This is a genomic window from Micromonospora humi (assembly GCF_900090105.1).
Taxonomy (GTDB): domain Bacteria; phylum Actinomycetota; class Actinomycetes; order Mycobacteriales; family Micromonosporaceae; genus Micromonospora; species Micromonospora humi.
Map to the genome: position 1 here is coordinate 306,307 of NZ_FMDM01000007.1, position 17,157 is coordinate 323,463.

Genomic DNA, 17,157 nt, shown 5'->3' on the forward strand with positions numbered 1-17,157 from the left:
CGGTAACATTCCGTACACAGTGGTGGCTCGACCCGGTCGGGCGGGCCCCGTGTCCCGCCCGACCGGGCGACGGCTCACCGCAGGCCGGGCACCTCGGCGACGGTGAACGGTGGGGCGGCCGGGTCGGCGAAGAGCTGGCTCTCCACCCAGAGCAGACGATCGGCGTCGCGGGCCACCGCGGTCGGCGACCGTCGGGTGCCGACCGGACCGGACCGGCCCACCACCCGGGCGGTGTGCCACCCCGCGTCGAGCCGGGCCACGTTCACCGCGAACCGGGTCACGCCGGCGGCGTCCGTCTGGTTGACCACCCCGTACAGCCGCCGGCCCTCCAGCAGCAGGCCGTCCGCACCCATCCGGCCACCGGTCACCTCGACCTCGGTCACGGCCCGGGCCGTCAGGTCGACCCGGAACAGGCGTTCACCGCCCTGCTCCGCCACCAGGGCGACCCGGCCCGACGGCTCGCTGACGACGCCGTTGAGGAACGTCGGCGCGGCCGGGAAGTCGCCCGGACGCACCCACGGGACGAGCGCGCCCACCCGCCCGCCGTCGAGCGCGGCGCGCCACAGCGTGCCGGTGGCGGAGTCGGTGACGTAGACGGCGTCGCCGGTGACCACCAGGTCGTTCAGGGCCGCGCCGCCGGCCGCCGTCCGGCGGGCCAGCAGGGTGCCGTCCGGGCCGTACACGAAGAGCGTGCCGGTGAGCCAGCCGGCGACGAAGATCCGACCCTGGCGGTCGGTCCGGATGCCGGCGGCACTGGTCCGGCCGTCGGTGCCGGCGGCCAGGAACGGGCGCAGGGCCGCCCGCCGGGTGTCGCCCCGGTAAACCGCCCCGGTGGCCGAACTGGTGACGTACATGGTTCCGGCCGGGGTGACGGTGAGCCCTTCCGGGAACACGTCCGGTTCGGCGGAGACGACGTAGACGACGGGGCGGCCGGTGGTGGGGGCGGGTTCCGGCGCGCCGGCGGTCACCGCCGTCAGGACCACCGCCGCCGCCGCGAGAAGTGTCTTCACCCCACGGAGCGTCCGGCGGTGGCGACCCGACCGGAAGCCCCTTTCGGGCCGGGCCGAAAGGTGGCTACCGTTCGCCGGTGACCACCCTGCGGCTCAACGCGACCGACCTGAGCCGGACCGTGCTGCACGCCGGCCCGGCGGTCCTGGTCGAGTTGGCGATGGCCGCGCAGCGGCTGGTCCTCGCCGACGTGCCGACCCACCTCACCGCATGGCGGGCCCGCACCCGGGCGGCGCTGCGCCCCGACATGCGGCCCTACCTCGACCTGTGCCGGACGCCGTACCTGCTGCCGGACTTCCTCACCCCGCCCCGCTTCGACGGCGACCTCGCCAGCCTGGTCGACCAGGTCGCCGGCACGCCGGACGAGGTGCTCGCCGCCGAGCTCGGCCCGCTGGTGGAGTCGGGCGCGCTGCCCGCCCGGGTGGCGCCGCTGGCCGCCGGGGAGGCCGCCGCCCGAGCCCAACTGCGTGCCGCGATGCTCGCCTTCCACGGCGTGGCGCTCGCTCCCTACTGGACGGAGGTCGAGACCGCGGTACGCGCCGACCGGGCGGTACGCGGCCACGTCCTGGCCGGTGGTGGCCTCGACCGGGTGCTCCGCGACCTCAGCCCGTACCTGGCGTGGGCCGAGACGGGGGAGAGCTACGCGCTGTCGTACCGGTGCGCGGTCGCCGACGACATCGAGCTGACCCCCGGCGGACGCGGGCTGACCCTCGTGCCGTGCCACCTCGCCCCGCAGCCGTTCCTGCTGGCCGACCCGACGGGCCCGCTGGTGCTGGTCTACCCGATCCGGCCGGGCCCGGAGCACCTGCGATCCCGCGCGCCCCTGGCGGACCTGCTCGGGCGTACCCGGGCGGCGGTGCTCGCGGCGACCGCCGACGCCCCCGGCACCTCCCAGCTCGCGCGCCGGGTCGGTGTCTCCGCCGCGACGGCCAGCGAGCACGCGGCGACCCTGCGGGCCGCCGGCCTGATCACCACCCGGCGGGCGGGCGCGTCGGTGCGGCACTGCCTCACCCCGCTGGGCGAGCAGTTGTTGCGGGCGGGCGGCCCGGCGGAGGCCGGACCGGGGTGACCGGTGGCGGGGCCGTCACCCGGCCCGGTCAGGATCAGTGCGCCGCCGCTCCGCCGCCGGCGACCACCCGGTCCAGCAGGTTGGCGGTGGCCCGGGCCAGGCGGGCGTCGGCCACCGCCGGGTCGGCCAGCGCCCGGGTCCAGCCCAGCGAGCCGGCGGCGAACACCCAGGCCCCGGACGCGGCCCGGTAGAGCCGGCTCTGCTGCACCTGCGGCGTGCCCTGGTGCCGGTAGGGGGATTCGGCCAGCAGCGCCTGCTCCGTGGCCTCGGGGCCGGCGAAGCGGGCCATGCGTTGATCGGCCTCGCCCCACACCACCTCGGGGATCAGGTCGCCGTCCCGGACCCCGGCGCCGGCCCAGAACCAGTGCCCGGCGCCCCGCACCACGAGCGGGGCGTACCCGTCCACGGTGCTGACGTACTGGGCTCCGATGAACTGCTGCTCGGCCTGGCCGGCCGTGCGCCACCTCGTGGTCGGCGGCATCGGCCCGGACGCCGGCCGGCTCTCCTTGGCGCACCGGACCAGGCGGTCGTCGCTGTCGTCCGCGCCGTAACGGATCCGCCAGTAGCAGTTGTTCGCGCCCAGGAAGACCAGGCTGGTGCCGGCGTCGCGGGCGCCGACCACCGCCCGGCGCATCGGCGCCGACCAGTACTCGTCGTGGCCGGGGAAGACGACCGCGCGGAACCGGGCCGGATCCACCCGCCCGGTGTGCAGGTCCTCGCTCGTGGCGTACCCCAGGTCCAGGCTCAGCCCCTCCACCCAGCGGACGAAGCCGATGTCGTGGTCGGCCAGGGCCGGCAGGCCGCAACCGGAGTACGGGCGGTCGTGGCTGACGGCCCGGGCCCGGCGCTCCCCGCTGCGGTGCCCGGCGGCGTCGAAGCCGTAGTAGAGGCTGGCGCCGGTGCGCCCGTCCTCCGGCCACCGGTTGTAGGCCTGCCAGGTGCTGGTCGGCAGCACGACCAGCGCCCCGCCGCCGGCCACCGGCGGGCGCACCACGAACGGGATCCACTGGTGGTGGCCGGAGGCGCCGGCGAGCAGCGCGAGGTAGAGGCCGCTCACCCAGTCCGGCGGCACCGTCGGTCGCCACCCCGGGCGCCAGTCGCAGCGCACCGCTCCGGTCGCCGGATCCACGCGCGGCGGGCCCTGGGGAGCACCGTCCAGCCACGGGCTGACCGCCATCTGCCGCGCGCCCGCGCCCCGGTAGTGACCGAGCCGGAAGACGGTGATCCGGTACTTCTGCGGTTGGGCGACCGAGACGTGGAACCGCAGTTCCGCGCCGGGGGCGACGCTCGTGGCGTGCGCGTAGCCGGCGATCTCGCCGCGCCCGTCCTGGGCGAACCGCAGCCCGGTCAGTCGGAAGTCGGCCGCGCCCGGCCTGGTGTTCTCGACCACGACAGCGCCGGCCGGGCGGCGCGTGGTCGCCCGGACCGGCGCGCTCGGATCACCCGGTCCGGTGCCCAGCGCCGTCGCCCCGAGCGCGCCGATGATGCCCAGCGCCCGCCGTCGAGTGTGCCCCATCCCGGTCCCCGTCCACCTGGTCGCCCGTGCGCCCGACGGTTCCGGTGCCGCGGGTGCGGGCCCGGCGGGGCCGGGGTGATCGGAACCGGCCACGGCCGTTCAGCCGCTAGACGTACCGGGTCGGCGCGGCGTTGCCGGGAACGGTCACTTGTGGACGATCAGGTGTCGGGTGTCGGCCGTTCGGCCGAGCGGGTGGGTGGCCGGGTCAGGAGCCGGTGGCGCCGTCGATGCGCTCGCGGATCAGGTCGGCGTGGCCGTTGTGCCGGGCGTACTCCTCGATCATGTGCACGTACACCCACCGCAGGCTGATCTCGCGGGTGCCGCCGTCGCGCCGGGTGTGCGGGAACGTGTGCTCCAGCGGCAGGTCGGCCACCGCCAGGTCGGCCGCCTCGATCTCGGCGGTCAGGGTGGCCAACGCCTCGGCCGGGTCGGCGTCGGCGATGTCGTTGAGGTCGGCGTCCGGGTCGACGCTGTAGTCGTACATGTCGGGCAGGTCCAGGCCGGCGGCGTGGTGGCGGAACCACCAGCGCTCCACGTCGGCCATGTGCCGCACCAGGCCGAGCAGGGTCAGCCCGGAGGGCTCGACGCTGCGGGTGCGCAGTTGCTCGGCGGTCAGCCCGGCGCACTTGAGGCGCAGGGTGTCGCGGTGGTTGTCGAGCCAGCCTTGCAGCATGGCGCGCTCGTCGGCGATGAACGGCTCGTCGCGGCGGTCGACGTCGGGTGCTCTCCAGGTCATGATCGCAGATGTTAAGCGGGGGCCCCTCTACCACGCGAGGCGTTAAGCGGGGGCCCTTCCTTGCACCTCAGGGGACGACGACGACCGGCCAGCGGCCGGCGCGTACCAGGCGGGTGGCGACCGAGCCGACCAGCTTGTGGCCGGCCTGCTCGGAGGAGCCGACCACGACCAGGTCGGCCCGGTGCTCGTCGGCGGCCCGGCCCAGCTCGGTGTACGCGTCGCCGCGCCGGCACAGGAACGTCACCGGCAGGTCCAGCTCCTCGGCCCCGCGCCGGCACTCCTGCCGCAACTCGTCGGCGAGTTCGTCGTGGGTCCGCTGCACCGCGCCGGCCACCACCCCGGACATGATCCCGCTGTAGGGGGCCGGCGAGCTGACGAAGACCGCCACCAGTCCGGCGCCCTGCCGACGGGCGAGCCCGGCCGCGTAGGCGGCGGCCCGCATCGAGGTGCGGCTGCCGTCCACGCCGACCAGCACCACCCGGGGCCCGTCGGTGCCCCGCTCGAAGGGCAGCGGCCGGGCCTGCGGGCCGTACCGCTCGCGTTCCGGTGCGCTCATCGTCAGTCCCGCCCTCCGGTCCGGATCACCACCGCGTCGTTGCCGGCCGCGACCGTCGACTCCCGCTCGACCTCGGCGGAGACCGGTTCGCTGGTGGTGCGGCGCAGCGGCACCTCCCGGATCAGCACCACCGCGATCAGCGCGAGCAGCCCGAACGGGGCGGCGGCCAGGAAGATGTCGCCGGCGCCGTGCCCGTACGCGGACTCCACCACGGCGCGGATCGGGGCGGGCAGGGCGTGCACGTCCGGCAGCGCGCCGCCGCCACCGGAGGCGGGGGCCGGGACGCCGATCCGGCTCAGTCCGTCGGACAGGTAGCCGGTCACCCGGTGGCCGAGCAGCGCGCCGAGCGCGCTCACGCCGACCGCGCCGCCGAGGCTGCGGAAGAAGGCCACCACCGAGCTGGCCGCGCCCAGCTCGTGCGTGCCGACGGTGTTCTGCACGGCCAGCACCAGGTTCTGCATGGTCATGCCGAGACCGAGGCCGATCAGCGCCATGAAGATCGCGAGCCGCCAGTACGGGGTGTCGGCGCGCATGCTGCCCATCAGCGCGAAGCCGGCGGTGAGCAGCGTCGAGCCAGTGACCAGCCACCGCTTCCACCGGCCGGTGCTGGTGATGATCCGGCCGACCACCGTGGAGGCGACCAGCAGGCCGCCGATCATCGGCAGCGTCATCAGGCCGGCCATGGTGGGGCTCTCGCCGCGGCTGATCTGGAAGTACTGGCCGAGGAAGACCGAGGCGCCGAACATGCCGACGCCGACCGCGATGCTGGCCACCACGGCGAGCGTGATGGTGCGGTTGCGGAACAGCCGCGGCGGGATCATCGGCTCGGCGGCCCGCTGCTCGACCCGGACGGCGAGCGCCCCGAGCAGCACCGCGCCGGCCACCATGACCGCGCTGGTCCAGGAGATCCAGTCGTACCTGTCGCCGGCCAGGGTGATCCAGACGAGCAGCAGGGAGACGGCGGCGGTGATCAGGGTGGCGCCCCACCAGTCGATGGTCACCTTGCGCTTGACCACGGGCAGGTGCAGCGTCTTCTGGAGCACGATCAGGGCGAGCACGGCGAACGGCACGCCGACGTAGAAGCACCAGCGCCAGCCGAGCCAGTCGGTGTCGACGATCACGCCGCCGATCAGCGGGCCGCCGATGGTGCCGACCGCCATCACCGCGCCGAGGTAGCCGCTGTAGCGGCCACGCTCGCGGGGGGCGATCATCGTCGCCATGATCACCTGGGCGAGGGCGGTGAGGCCGCCCGCGCCGACGCCCTGCACCACGCGGCAGGCGATCAGCTCGCCGGTGGACTGGGCCTGACCGGCCAGGACCGAGCCCAGCACGAAGACCACGAGCGCGAGTTGGACCAGGATCTTCTTGCTGGTGAGGTCCGCGAGCTTGCCCCAGATCGGGGTGGTGGCGGTGGTCGCGAGCAGGGTGGAGGTGACCACCCAGGTGTACGCGGACTGGGTGCCGTGCAGGTCGGTGATGATCCGCGGCAGCGCGTTGGAGACGACCGTGGAGGAGAGGATCGCGACGAACATGCCCAGCAGCAGGCCGGAGAGCGCCTCCAGGATCTGCCGGTGGGACATGTCGACGGCGGTCGCCGTCCGGGTGGGCGCTGTCGCCTGCGTCATCGTGGAGTGCCTCCGAGAGGAGAGGAGTTGCGGGTTGCCTCGGGCAACCGTATGGCTTGGTTGCCTTGAGCAACAACCGCGAGTGGTGCGGCTCCTATTCCCCCGGGGCGGGGTCAGAACGTCTCGTTGAACCGGTGCATCAGCCGGGCGAAGGCCGCCACGTCCTCTTTCGGCCAGTCTTCCAGCGATCGTCGGATCTGTCCGAGTCGGGCGGCCCGGGCCGCGTCGAAGCGCCGAGTGCCCTCCTCGGTGAGGCTGAGCTGCGCGGCCCGCCGGTCGGACGGGTCCGGGTCGCGACGGACCAGGCCCAACGCCTCCAGGCCGCCGATCTGCCGACTCAGCGTGCCCTTGCCGATGCCGAGCTTGACGGCCAGGTCGGTGAGCCGGATCTGGCCCGAGCGGCGCAGCCAGAGCAGCAGCCCGTAGGCGTTCGGCTCGAGATTCGGGTGGACCTCCCGGGCGATCTCCCAGGACAGCGCCCGGCCGCGGCGCAGCAGCGCGGTCAACTCGTGTTCCACGGCGCGCAGCGTCTCGTCCACGGTCAGAGGATAGTCATGCCTCGTCGCTGAGCTGCTGGCGCGCCACCGGCCGCAGCGCGCCGTCGCTGGTGGTGCCCTCGATCACCACGGCGGCGGACCGGCCCCGGTGCGTCAGCGTGGCCACCGCGTTGCCGAAGTAGGGCCCGGCCAGCTTCCGCCACCGCACCGGCGGCCGGCGCACCCCGGCCGAGCGGGCCAGCGCCCGGGTCGCCGTGGTCGGCCCCGGGTTCCAGCCCAGCGTCATCAACGGGCGCATCCCGGCCGGCACCTGGTTGTGGATCGGCGAGCAGGTGAGCTGGTGCACCGGCGTCTTCACCCCGCGGTCGGCGAACCGGGCCCGGGCCACGTACGAGTGGTGCACGTCGCCGGAGAGCACGCTGATCGACGCGGGGCGCGGGTATGCCGGACCGGCCCCCACCCGCGCGCCGGTGCGCGCCTCGGCGCCGCTGCCCAGCCGGGCGAACAGCTCGCCGAGCGCGTCGAACGAGCGCCGGAACGCCGCCCAGTGCTCCAGGTCCCAGGCCCGGCGCATCCGCTCGGCCAGCTTGGCGACCCAGGGTCGGTCGGAGTCGGCGAGGCGCTCGTTCCACGCCTCCACGTGGTGGATGCCCGGCGGCATCAGCCAGGGCAGCGAGGTGCCCACCACCAGGTGGTCGTAGGCGCCGTGGGCCTGGTCGAGGAACCACGACCACTCGCCCGGCGGCAGCATCGCCCGGCTGCCCGGCAGGAGCACCCGGCTGGACCGGTTGTCCAGCATGACCAGGCGGGTCCGCCCCAGGTCCAGCGCGTAGCTCCACTGATATTGCACGGCCCGCCAGCGCTCGGTGTCGTGGGCCAGGTCGGCCTCGGTGTCCACCCGCTCGCCGAACTCGTGCAGCACGCCGGTGGCGTCCTCGGCGGCCACCACCTTGGCGTAGACCGGGTCGGCGGCGATCTCGTCCGGGCTCAGGTTGCCCAGGTGCTGGTAGACCCAGTAGGAGGCGAGGCCGCTGCGGATCCGCTCGGCCCACCACGGCTGCTCGCGCATGTCCGCCCGCCACGACTGCGAGGTGTTCCAGTCGTCGATGACCTCGTGGTCGTCGAAGATCATCACGCTCGGCACGGTGGAGAGCAGCCAGCGGATCTCCGGATCCCGCCAGGACTCCAGGTAGAGCTTCGTGTACTCGTCGAAGCTGACCACCTGCGTCGCAGGGGCGTCCTTCGGCCGCCGACGGCGGCGCTTGAGCAGCTTGCGCACGGTCGGCGAGGTCTCGTCGGCGTAGACCTGGTCGCCGAGCAGCACCAGCAGGTCGGGGAGCGCGACCTCGTCGGGCGCGGCCATCACCCGCCGGGCGTACGCGTCGAGCGCGTCCGGCGGCAGCTTGCGCGCGGTGGAGTGCTGGGTGGTCTCCCGGCAGGAGCCGAAGACCAGGCGCACCGGCTGGTCGCCGTCGTCGGCCGCGCGGGTGCGGATCACGCTGGGCGGGAACGCGTCGTCCGGCAGCGGCCAGGCCACCTCGTCGTCGACCAGCACCTGGTATTCGGTGGCGCTGTCCGGGGTGAGCCCGGTCACGACCACGATCGCGTAGTGGTGGTCGTACGCCGAGAAGGTGGGCGAGCTGCCGGTGGCGCCGTCGGCCGTGCGGACGGTGACCACGGCGGGCGCGCTCGTCTCCACCCAGACGGTGGCCCGCGTGTCGACGACCCGGCGCAGCAGTGGGCCGATGAGCAGGCGGGAACCGGGCACGACGTTACCTCCGACAAGATCGATTGGGTCTTCCTACCCGGCCGGCGGTTGCGGTACGCCTTCCAGCAGCGAGCGTACCCGCAGGTTGTTCGCGTGCCGAGGCCGTGAGTGGGACGCCGTCGCCGGCATCTGACAGGATTTCGGGCATGAAGGAATACCTCCTCGTCGCTCTCGCCCTGCTCGGCGTGCTGATCATCGGTGGCCTGAGCCTCGTGGTGCCCCGGCTGCGCCGGCGCCCGGAGCCGCCGCTGCCGACCACGGAGGTCGACACCCGCACCGAGGAGGACCTGGCCGGCCCGCCGGTGGAGGCCCCCGAGGCGGAGCTGAGCACCGGCGTGGTGGTCGAGGCGCCGCCGGTCGGCGCGCCGCCGATCGAGGTGCCCGAGCCCACCGCCGGCCGGCTGGTCCGGCTGCGCTCCCGGCTGTCCCGCTCCCAGAACGCGTTCGGCAAGGGCCTGCTCGGCCTGCTCAGCCGGGACCGCCTCGACGAGGACACCTGGGAGGAGATCGAGGACAGCCTGATCACCGCCGACGTCGGCATCGACTCCACCCGCGAGATCGTCGACCGGCTGCGCGAGCGGACCCGGGTGCTCGGCACCCGCACCGGCGACGAGCTGCGCACGCTGCTCGCCACCGAGCTGGTCAACGCGCTCGACCCGAGCCTGGACCGGTCGCTGCGGACCACGTCGACCGACGGCGTCCCGGCGGTGCTGCTGGTGGTCGGCGTCAACGGCGCCGGCAAGACCACCACCTGCGGCAAGATCGCCCGGGTGCTGGTGGCGGACGGCCGCACCGTGCTGCTCGGCGCGGCCGACACGTTCCGGGCCGCCGCCGCCGACCAGCTGGAGACCTGGGGCGGCCGGGTGGGTGCGGAGACGGTCCGCGGGCCGGAGGCCGCCGACCCGGCTAGCGTCGCGTTCGACGCGGTCAAGCGCGGCATCGAGGTCGGCGTCGACACCGTGCTGATCGACACCGCCGGCCGGCTGCAGAACAAGGTCGGCCTGATGGACGAGCTGGGCAAGGTCAAGCGGGTGGTGGAGAAGCACGGCCCGATCGACGAGACGCTGCTGGTGCTGGACGCCACCACCGGCCAGAACGGCCTGGAGCAGGCGCGGGTCTTCACCGAGGCGGTCAACGTCACCGGGGTGGTGCTGACCAAGCTCGACGGGACGGCCAAGGGGGGCATCGTGATCGCCGTGCAGCGCAAGCTCGGCATCCCGGTCAAGCTGGTCGGCCTCGGCGAGGGCAAGGACGACCTGGCCCCGTTCGACCCGGCGCAGTTCGTCGACGCGCTGCTCGGCACCGAGCCGCTCGGCCGGGACGCGTAGCCTCTCCCGTGACGACTGACGATCGCGCCTACGCGGGGTGGCGCGACCCCAGCCACCCGTCGCCACGCCTCGGGAGACCGTACGTGACTTCGCAGGAGATCCCGCTGCACGGCGGGAACGTGAGCACCGTGGTCCGCGTGGGCGACACGGTCCGGCGCAACGCCGGGCCGTGGACGCCCTCGGTCCACGCCTTGCTGCGCCACCTGGAATACGTCGGCTTCACCGGCGCCCCGCGCGCGCTCGGCATGGACGAGCGCAACCGGGAGGTGTTGTCGTACCTGGAGGGGGAGTGCGGGGAGTACCCGCTCGCCCCGCACTGGGTCACCGACGAGGCGCTGGTCACCGTGGCCACCATGCTGCGGATGTTCCACGACGCCCAGTACGGCTTCACCCCGCCGCCCGGCGCGGTCTGGCGCTCGTTCGGCCCGCCCCCGCCGGACACCGAGGTCATCTGCCACCACGACGCCGCCCCGCACAACGTGATCTGGCGGCCCGACGGCACGCTCGGGTTGATCGACTTCGACCTCGCCTCGCCGGGCGCCCGCATCTACGACGTGGCGTACGCGGCTTGGACCTGGGTGCCGATCTTCTCCGACCGGGACTCGGTCACGCTCGGCTGGAAGCGCCCCGACCGGCCGCGCCGGCTGCGGCTCTTCGCCGACGCGTACGGGCTGATCCCGCGGGACCGGCACCGGCTCATCCGCACCATCCGCAAGCGCATCGTCGACCACGTCGAGGGCATCCGGCGGATGGCCGCCGCCGGCGAGCCGGCGTTCGTCCGGATCGTGCACAAGGGCCACCTCCGCCGGCCGATGCGGGACCTGCGCCTGCTCGACTACGAGCGGCACCACCTGGAGTACGCGCTGCGCTGAGCAAGATCGGCGTTCTTCACACGCCGGAAACAACCCGTCACGTGTCGGAAATCGAGCGGTGTCGGTACAGGAAACAGCGGCCGACCAAGCTTCCGCGCAACCGGCGTACGGGCGACGCTGCCCCGGAAGCCGCGAAGGAGGGAACTTCACCTTTAGGAGGCCAGCGTGCCTGAAGCACCGACGATCGACGGCGGCAACACCGTTTGGCTGCTGGTTTCGACCGCTCTCGTGCTGCTCATGACCCCCGGCCTGGCGCTGTTCTACGGCGGCCTCAACAGGTCCAAGGGCGTGCTCAACATGATGATGATGAGCTTCTCGGCCATCGGGCTCATCTCTGTTCTGTGGTGGTTCTACGGATTCAGCGTCGCGTTCGGCAGCGACGTCAACGGGCTCTGGGGCGACCCGGGCGCCTACCTCGGCACCAAGACGTTCCTCGCCGAGACCGACCTCTGGGGCGCCACGGCGGAGAACCCCAGCGGCATCGGCATCCCGCTCTACGTGTTCATGGCGTTCCAGATGGTCTTCGCGGTGATCACCGTCGCGCTGATCAGCGGCGCCATCTCCGACCGGGCCAAGTTCTCCGGCTGGTTGCTCTTCGCGTTCGGCTGGGCCACCCTGGTCTACTTCCCGGTCGCGCACTGGGTGTGGGGCGGCGGCGTCATCGGCGCCAAGCTGCACGCGCTGGACTTCGCCGGCGGCACCGCGGTGCACATCAACGCCGGTGCGGCGGCGCTCGGCGTGGCGCTGGTGCTCGGCAAGCGGGTCGGCTGGCCGCGCGAGGGCATGAAGCCGCACAACATCCCGCTGGTCGCGCTCGGCGCCGGCCTGCTCTGGTTCGGCTGGTTCGGCTTCAACGCCGGCTCCGAGCTGACCGTCGACTCGGTGGCCGGCCTGGCGTTCCTCAACACCCAGCTCGCCACCGCCGCGGCGGTGCTCGGCTGGCTGCTGGTCGAGCGGATCAAGGACGGCCGCCCGACCATGGTCGGCGCGTCCTCCGGCGCGGTGGCCGGCCTGGTCGCCATCACCCCGGCCTGCGGTTTCATCGCCCCCTGGGCGGCGGTCCTGCTCGGCGGTGTGGCCGGCGCGGTCTGCGCGCTCGCCATCAGCCTGAAGTACAAGCTCGGCTACGACGACTCGCTCGACGTGGTCGGCGTGCACTTCGTCGGCGGCTGGATCGGGTCGCTGTGGCTCGGCCTGTTCGCCACCAACTCCGTCAACAGCGCGATCGGTGACGTGGTCGGCGCGTCCGACGGCCTGTTCTACGGCGGCGGCGTGACCCAGCTCGGCCGGCAGGCGCTGGCCGGTCTGATCGTCACCGTCTGGTCGGGCGGCGTCGCCTGGCTGCTCGCCTTCGCGATCCAGAAGACGATCGGCTTCCGGGTGTCGGCCGAGGCCGAGGTCGACGGCATCGACGTCGCCGAGCACGCGGAGAGCGCGTACGACCTGTCGCCCACCACGGGCAGCAGCGGCGGTGCGTTCGCCATGGCCGGGATCGGCGGCACCAGGCCGAACCCGGAGCCCGCCGACGAGGCGGACGAGTCCGCGCCGGTCAGCGAGAAGGTCGCCGGTTAACGTTCCAGGGATGGAGGGGTTGGACATGAAGCTGGTGACCGCGGTCATCAAGCCGTACCAGTTGGACGCGGTGAAGGAGGCCCTGCACGCGCTCGGCGTGGCCGGGCTGACCGTCAGCGAGGTGCAGGGCTACGGCCGGCAGAAGGGGCACACCGAGGTCTACCGGGGTGCCGAGTACACGGTCGAGTTCCTGCCCAAGATCCGGGTCGAGGTGCTCACCGACGAGATCGACGTCGACAAGATCGTGGACGCCATCGTCGGCGCCGCCCGGACCGGCAAGATCGGCGACGGCAAGGTCTGGGTGACCGGCGTCGAGGAGGTCGTCCGGGTGCGTACCGGCGAGCGCGGGCTCGACGCCCTCTGACGACGGAACCCGCGGACGTGACCTCGTTGACCACGGCCACCGGCCCCACCGGGTCCGGTGTGCCCGTGGTCAACGAGGTCGTCGGCGTACCCGGTGGGATCGGCGAACCGGCCCGGTCCGCCCGGGCCGACGCGCTCGACGCCTGGCTGCGCCGGATCTTCCCGGGGCGGCCCGGGGTCGCGCTGGTCGCGGTGGGCGGACTCGGCCGCCGCCAGTGCGCCCCCTACGGCGACCTCGACCTGGTGCTGCTGCACGCCGGTGTGGCCGGCATCGACGAACTGGCCGCATCGCTCTGGTATCCGATCTGGGACGCCGGGCTGCGGCTCGACCACTCGGTGCGGACCGTCGCCGAGGCGCTCTCGGTGGCCCAGGACGACGTCAAGGTCGCGCTCGGCCTGCTCGACGCCCGACACGTGGCCGGCGACCCGGCCCTGACCGGGCAGCTCGCCCGCACCGCCACCGACCACTGGCGGCGCACCGCCATCCGCCAGCTGCCCGGCCTGCGCGAGATCACCGCGGCCCGCTGGGAGGCCCACGGCGAGCTGGCCTTCCTGCTGGAGGGCGACCTCAAGGAGGCCGCCGGCGGCCTGCGGGACGTCGGCATCCTGCGCGCCATCGCCACCGCCGGCGTCACCGACGCGCTCCGCCCGGCCGTGCACGCCGCGCACCGGCGCCTGCTGGACACCCGCGACGCCCTGCACCAGCAGGTCGGCCGCCGGGTCGACCGGCTGCTCGCCCAGGAACGCGACGGCGTGGCCGCCCTGCTCGGGCTGCGACAGCCCCAGCTCGGCGCGCCCGTCGGGGCCGCGTCCGACGGCGCCGCGGCCGACGGCGGCGCGCCCGTCCGGGACGACGACGCCCCGCCGCCGGTCGCCGAGGGGGACATGCTGCTGCGGCTGGTGGCCGGCGACGCGCGGACGGTCAGCCACGCCCTGGACGACGCCTGGCGGGCCGCCGACCGGCTCCGGTCCGGCCGGCACCGCGCCGCCCCCGGCCGGCCGGTGCGCCGGCCGGTCGCTCGCGACGTCGTCGAGCAGGACGGCGAACTGGTGCTCGCCCGGACCGCGATCGGGGCCCGCCCCGACCCGAGCCTGTCGCTGCGGATCGCGGCGGCGGCGGCCACCACCCGGCTGCCCATCGCCCGGGCCACCTGCGAGTGGCTGGCCGCCTACTGCCCGCCGCTGCCCGCGCCGTGGCCACCGGCCGCCCGCGCCGCGCTGATCACGCTGCTCGGCGCCGGGCCGGGCCTGGTGCCGGCCTGGGAGACCTGCGACCGGTACGGGCTGATCGACGGCTGGCTGCCCGAGTGGACCCGGCTGCGCAGCCTGCCCCAGCACAACCCGGTGCACCGGTTCACCCTCGACCGGCACCTGGTGCAGACCGCGTACGAGGCGAGTCGGCACACCCGCGAGGTGGAACGACCGGACCTGCTGCTGCTCGGCGCGTTCCTGCACGACATCGGCAAGGGACTCGCCGGCGACCACTCCACCGTCGGCGCGCCGCTGGCCGAGGCGGTCGCCGCCCGGATCGGGCTGCCCCCGGCCGAGGCGACGCTGATCGGCACGCTGGTCCGGCTGCACCTGCTGCTGCCCGACGTGGCCACCCGGCGCGACCTGTCCGACCCGAAGACGGTCGCCGGTGTCGCCGAACGGGTCGGCGACACCGGCACCCTGGAACTGCTGCACGCCCTCGTCCAGGCCGACGCCGCCGCCACCGGCCCGGCCGCCTGGTCCGGCTGGAAGGGCCGGCTGGTCGCCGAACTGGTCGCCCGGGTACGCACCACGCTGGACACCGGCGTGGTGCCCGCCCCGCCGGCCCCCGACCCGGCGCTGGTCGCCGGGCCGCTTCCGGTCGTACACCTGGGGGAGGACCGGGTGGCAGTGGCCGCCGCCGACCGACGGGGGCTGCTCGCCACGGTGGCCGGCTGCCTGGCCCTGCACCGGCTGGAGGTGATCTCCGCGGACGCCGCCACTGTCGACGGCCGGGCCCTGGTCGAGTGCCGGGTGCAGCCGCGCTACGGGCTGGCCCCCGACCCGATCGCGCTCGGCGCCGACCTGCGTCGGGCGGTCGCCGGCGACGTCTCGGTCATCCAGCGCCTGCGCGGCCGGGCGCTGGCGGCGCGGAGCCAGGGGGCGGCCCCTCGGGTGGTCTGGCACCGGGAGGCGGCCACCGACGCGGTGCTGCTGGAACTGCGGGCCGCCGACGCGGCCGGCCTGCTCTACCGGGTCACCTGCGCGCTGGACGAGGCCGGTGCCCAGGTGCGCGCCGCCCGGATCTCCACCCTCGGCGGCGACGTGGTCGACGCGTTCTACCTGGTCGGCGGCGCGCCCTCGGACGAGCACCGCGCCCGCGTCGAGGCCGCCGTCCTCGCCGCCGTGTAAGGCGGGGCCCCCGCTTAACGTTTCCGGTAGAGGCGGGGCCCCCGCTTAACACCCCCCGGGCTACGCCCGCCGACGTACGCGGGGAGCCGTCGCCGGGCCGACGCGCGGGGCGGCCGGCGGCGGGAGGCTCATCGGCATGAACCTGCCAGTGCGGACCGAAGGGCTCACCAAACGGTACGGCGGTCTCACCGCCGTGCGGAATCTCGACCTGACCGTGCGGGCCGGCGAGGTGTACGGCTTCCTCGGCCCCAACGGCGCCGGCAAGACCACCACGCTGCGCATGCTGCTCGGCCTGATCCGGCCCAGCGCCGGCACGGTGCGGCTGCTCGGCCGCACGCCCGGCGCCGGGCGGCTCACCGGCGTCGGCGCGCTCATCGAGGGGCCGGCGTTCTACCCGTACCTGTCCGGCCGGGACAACCTGCGGGTGCTGGCCCGCTACGCCGGGGTCGGCGCGGACCGGGTCGCGGCGGTGCTCGACCTGGTCGACCTCGCCGACCGGGCGGGCGACCGGTACGCCGGCTACTCGTTGGGCATGAAGCAGCGGCTCGGGGTGGCCGCCGCGCTGCTGAAGGACCCGCGCCTGCTGATCCTGGACGAGCCGACGAACGGCCTCGACCCGGCCGGCATGGCGGACATGCGGACCCTGATCCGGCGGCTCGGCGCGGCCGGGTCGACAGTGCTGGTCTCCAGCCACCTGCTCGGCGAGGTGGAGCAGGTCTGCGACCGGGTCGGCGTGATCGCCCGCGGCGAGCTGGTGGCCGAGGGCAGCGTCGACGAGCTGCGCGGCGCGGCCGGGTTGCGGGTGCTCGCCGACCCGCCGGAGCAGGCGGTGGCACGGGCCCGGGAACTCGTCGGCGCGGACCGGGTACGGGTCGTCGACGGCGGGTTGGAGCTGACGATCGCGCCGGAGCGGGCGGCCTGGCTGAACGCCGAGCTGGTCGGCGCCGGGCTCGCCGTGCGCGAGCTGCGGCCCCGGGAGCGGGACCTGGAGCAGATCTTCTTCGACCTGGTGGAGAGGGGTACGGCCGATGTCGCGTAGTCTCCGCGCCGAACTGGTCAAGCTGGTCCGCAGGCCGGCCGCCTGGCTGCTGCTCGCCATCACGCTGGCGCTGTCGCTGATCTTCACCTATCTCTTCCCGTACGCCGGTGCGGCCGGTGGCGCGGACGGCCCGAACACCGACCGGGCGCTGCCCGCGATGTTCCCCGACCACCTGGTCGGCAACTCGCTCGGCGGCCTGCCGGTCTTCCTCGGCGCGATCCTGCTGATCCTCGGGGTGCTCACGGTGGGCGGCGAGTACGGCTGGGGCACCTGGAAGACCGTGCTCACCCAGGGGCCGACCCGGCTCGAGGTGTACGCCGGCAAGCTGCTCGCCCTCGCGCTCGCCGCGCTGGCCGTGGTGCTCGCCGTGTTCGCGGTCGGCGCGGTGGCCGCCGCGCTCATCGCGTCCGCCGAGGGGCAGCCGGTGCGCTGGCCGTCGGCCGGTGACCTGGTGGTCGGCGTGGGCGCGGGGTGGCTCATCGCGACGATGTGGGCGATGCTCGGTGCCGTGCTCGCGGTCGCGTTGCGCGCGGTGGCGCTGCCGGTCGGCCTGGGTCTGGTGTGGATGCTCGCGGTGCAGAACCTGCTCGCCGCGATCGCCGCACCGCTCGTCGACTGGGTGGCGACCGCCCAGCGGGGACTGCCGGGCCCGAACGCCGGGGCGCTGGCGGCGGCGCTGGGCGCGCCCGGGGACACCCCCGGCGTGGCGGCCACCGTCGGCGGGGGGCAGGCGGCGGTGGTGGTCTCCGCGTACCTGGTCGGTTTCGCGGTGGTCGGCGCGGCGTTGCTGCGCCGGCGGGACATCGGCTGAGTCGGGGGACGGGGA

15 protein-coding genes are annotated in these 17,157 nt (G+C 74.5%); 8 read left to right on the forward strand and 7 right to left on the reverse strand.

What is annotated here, in order from left to right; all coding sequences use genetic code 11:
• Positions 1-74: 74 nt before the first annotated feature.
• Complete coding sequence (locus tag GA0070213_RS16380; RefSeq protein WP_091064101.1) at positions 75-1,010, reverse strand: NHL repeat-containing protein; 936 nt, start codon at positions 1,008-1,010, stop codon at positions 75-77.
• A gap of 77 nt (positions 1,011-1,087) precedes the next feature.
• On the opposite strand from GA0070213_RS16380, the gene GA0070213_RS16385 reads away from it, so the two are divergent.
• Entirely contained in the window at positions 1,088-2,077 is a 990-nt protein-coding gene (locus GA0070213_RS16385) for an ArsR/SmtB family transcription factor (protein ID WP_091064102.1), read from the forward strand.
• Between the two features lie 34 nt (positions 2,078-2,111).
• Here GA0070213_RS16385 and GA0070213_RS16390 read toward each other — a convergent pair whose 3' ends face one another.
• The 6 genes from GA0070213_RS16390 to GA0070213_RS16415 form a co-directional block, all read right to left on the reverse strand.
• Positions 2,112-3,593 (reverse strand): N,N-dimethylformamidase beta subunit family domain-containing protein, encoded by a 1,482-nt coding sequence (locus GA0070213_RS16390; RefSeq protein ID WP_091064103.1) that lies wholly within the window; start codon positions 3,591-3,593, stop codon positions 2,112-2,114.
• 205 nt (positions 3,594-3,798) lie between these two features.
• Positions 3,799-4,329: a DinB family protein gene (locus GA0070213_RS16395; protein WP_091064104.1), complete on the reverse strand. Its 531-nt coding sequence runs from the start codon at positions 4,327-4,329 to the stop codon at positions 3,799-3,801.
• Between the two features lie 67 nt (positions 4,330-4,396).
• Complete coding sequence (locus GA0070213_RS16400; RefSeq protein ID WP_091064113.1) at positions 4,397-4,885, reverse strand: universal stress protein; 489 nt, start codon at positions 4,883-4,885, stop codon at positions 4,397-4,399.
• A 2-nt stretch (positions 4,886-4,887) separates the two neighbouring features.
• Positions 4,888-6,510: an MDR family MFS transporter gene (locus GA0070213_RS16405; RefSeq protein WP_091064114.1), complete on the reverse strand. Its 1,623-nt coding sequence runs from the start codon at positions 6,508-6,510 to the stop codon at positions 4,888-4,890.
• 113 nt (positions 6,511-6,623) lie between these two features.
• Positions 6,624-7,049 (reverse strand): MarR family winged helix-turn-helix transcriptional regulator, encoded by a 426-nt coding sequence (locus GA0070213_RS16410; RefSeq protein ID WP_091064121.1) that lies wholly within the window; start codon positions 7,047-7,049, stop codon positions 6,624-6,626.
• 13 nt (positions 7,050-7,062) lie between these two features.
• Positions 7,063-8,775, reverse strand: coding sequence for an alkaline phosphatase D family protein (locus tag GA0070213_RS16415; protein WP_091064122.1), 1,713 nt, complete (start codon positions 8,773-8,775; stop codon positions 7,063-7,065).
• A 146-nt stretch (positions 8,776-8,921) separates the two neighbouring features.
• Between GA0070213_RS16415 and ftsY the strand changes: the two genes are divergently transcribed.
• The 7 genes from ftsY to GA0070213_RS16450 all read left to right on the forward strand — a co-directional run bounded on the left by ftsY (position 8,922) and on the right by GA0070213_RS16450 (position 17,142).
• Positions 8,922-10,103, forward strand: a complete 1,182-nt coding sequence (ftsY, locus tag GA0070213_RS16420) for a signal recognition particle-docking protein FtsY (RefSeq protein ID WP_091064130.1) — start codon at positions 8,922-8,924, stop codon at positions 10,101-10,103.
• A gap of 8 nt (positions 10,104-10,111) precedes the next feature.
• Positions 10,112-10,975: an aminoglycoside phosphotransferase family protein gene (locus GA0070213_RS16425; RefSeq protein WP_175441361.1), complete on the forward strand. Its 864-nt coding sequence runs from the start codon at positions 10,112-10,114 to the stop codon at positions 10,973-10,975.
• A 165-nt stretch (positions 10,976-11,140) separates the two neighbouring features.
• Positions 11,141-12,547, forward strand: coding sequence for an ammonium transporter (locus tag GA0070213_RS16430; protein WP_091064147.1), 1,407 nt, complete (start codon positions 11,141-11,143; stop codon positions 12,545-12,547).
• 25 nt (positions 12,548-12,572) lie between these two features.
• Positions 12,573-12,911, forward strand: a complete 339-nt coding sequence (locus GA0070213_RS16435; protein WP_174537509.1) for a P-II family nitrogen regulator — start codon at positions 12,573-12,575, stop codon at positions 12,909-12,911.
• Between the two features lie 17 nt (positions 12,912-12,928).
• Positions 12,929-15,292, forward strand: a complete 2,364-nt coding sequence (locus tag GA0070213_RS16440) for a [protein-PII] uridylyltransferase (protein WP_091064148.1) — start codon at positions 12,929-12,931, stop codon at positions 15,290-15,292.
• 136 nt (positions 15,293-15,428) lie between these two features.
• A complete protein-coding gene (locus tag GA0070213_RS16445; protein WP_091064152.1) occupies positions 15,429-16,331 on the forward strand; it encodes an ABC transporter ATP-binding protein in 903 nt (300 codons plus the stop codon).
• The gene (locus GA0070213_RS16450; RefSeq protein ID WP_091064156.1) at positions 16,321-17,142 is read left to right on the forward strand and encodes an ABC transporter permease; all 822 of its coding nucleotides are present in this window, start codon (positions 16,321-16,323) and stop codon (positions 17,140-17,142) included. The genes GA0070213_RS16445 and GA0070213_RS16450 overlap by 11 nt, the downstream gene beginning before the upstream one ends.
• Positions 17,143-17,157 lie beyond the last annotated feature (15 nt).

Coding starts and splice junctions, on each gene's coding strand:
- GA0070213_RS16405 (WP_091064114.1), bottom strand. CDS start 6,510: ATGACGCAGGCGACAGCGCCCACCCGGACGGCGACCGCCGTCGACATG.
- GA0070213_RS16400 (WP_091064113.1), bottom strand. CDS start 4,885: ATGAGCGCACCGGAACGCGAGCGGTACGGCCCGCAGGCCCGGCCGCTG.
- GA0070213_RS16445 (WP_091064152.1), top strand. CDS start 15,429: ATGAACCTGCCAGTGCGGACCGAAGGGCTCACCAAACGGTACGGCGGT.
- GA0070213_RS16390 (WP_091064103.1), bottom strand. CDS start 3,593: ATGGGGCACACTCGACGGCGGGCGCTGGGCATCATCGGCGCGCTCGGG.
- GA0070213_RS16395 (WP_091064104.1), bottom strand. CDS start 4,329: ATGACCTGGAGAGCACCCGACGTCGACCGCCGCGACGAGCCGTTCATC.
- GA0070213_RS16450 (WP_091064156.1), top strand. CDS start 16,321: ATGTCGCGTAGTCTCCGCGCCGAACTGGTCAAGCTGGTCCGCAGGCCG.
- ftsY (WP_091064130.1), top strand. CDS start 8,922: ATGAAGGAATACCTCCTCGTCGCTCTCGCCCTGCTCGGCGTGCTGATC.
- GA0070213_RS16435 (WP_174537509.1), top strand. CDS start 12,573: ATGAAGCTGGTGACCGCGGTCATCAAGCCGTACCAGTTGGACGCGGTG.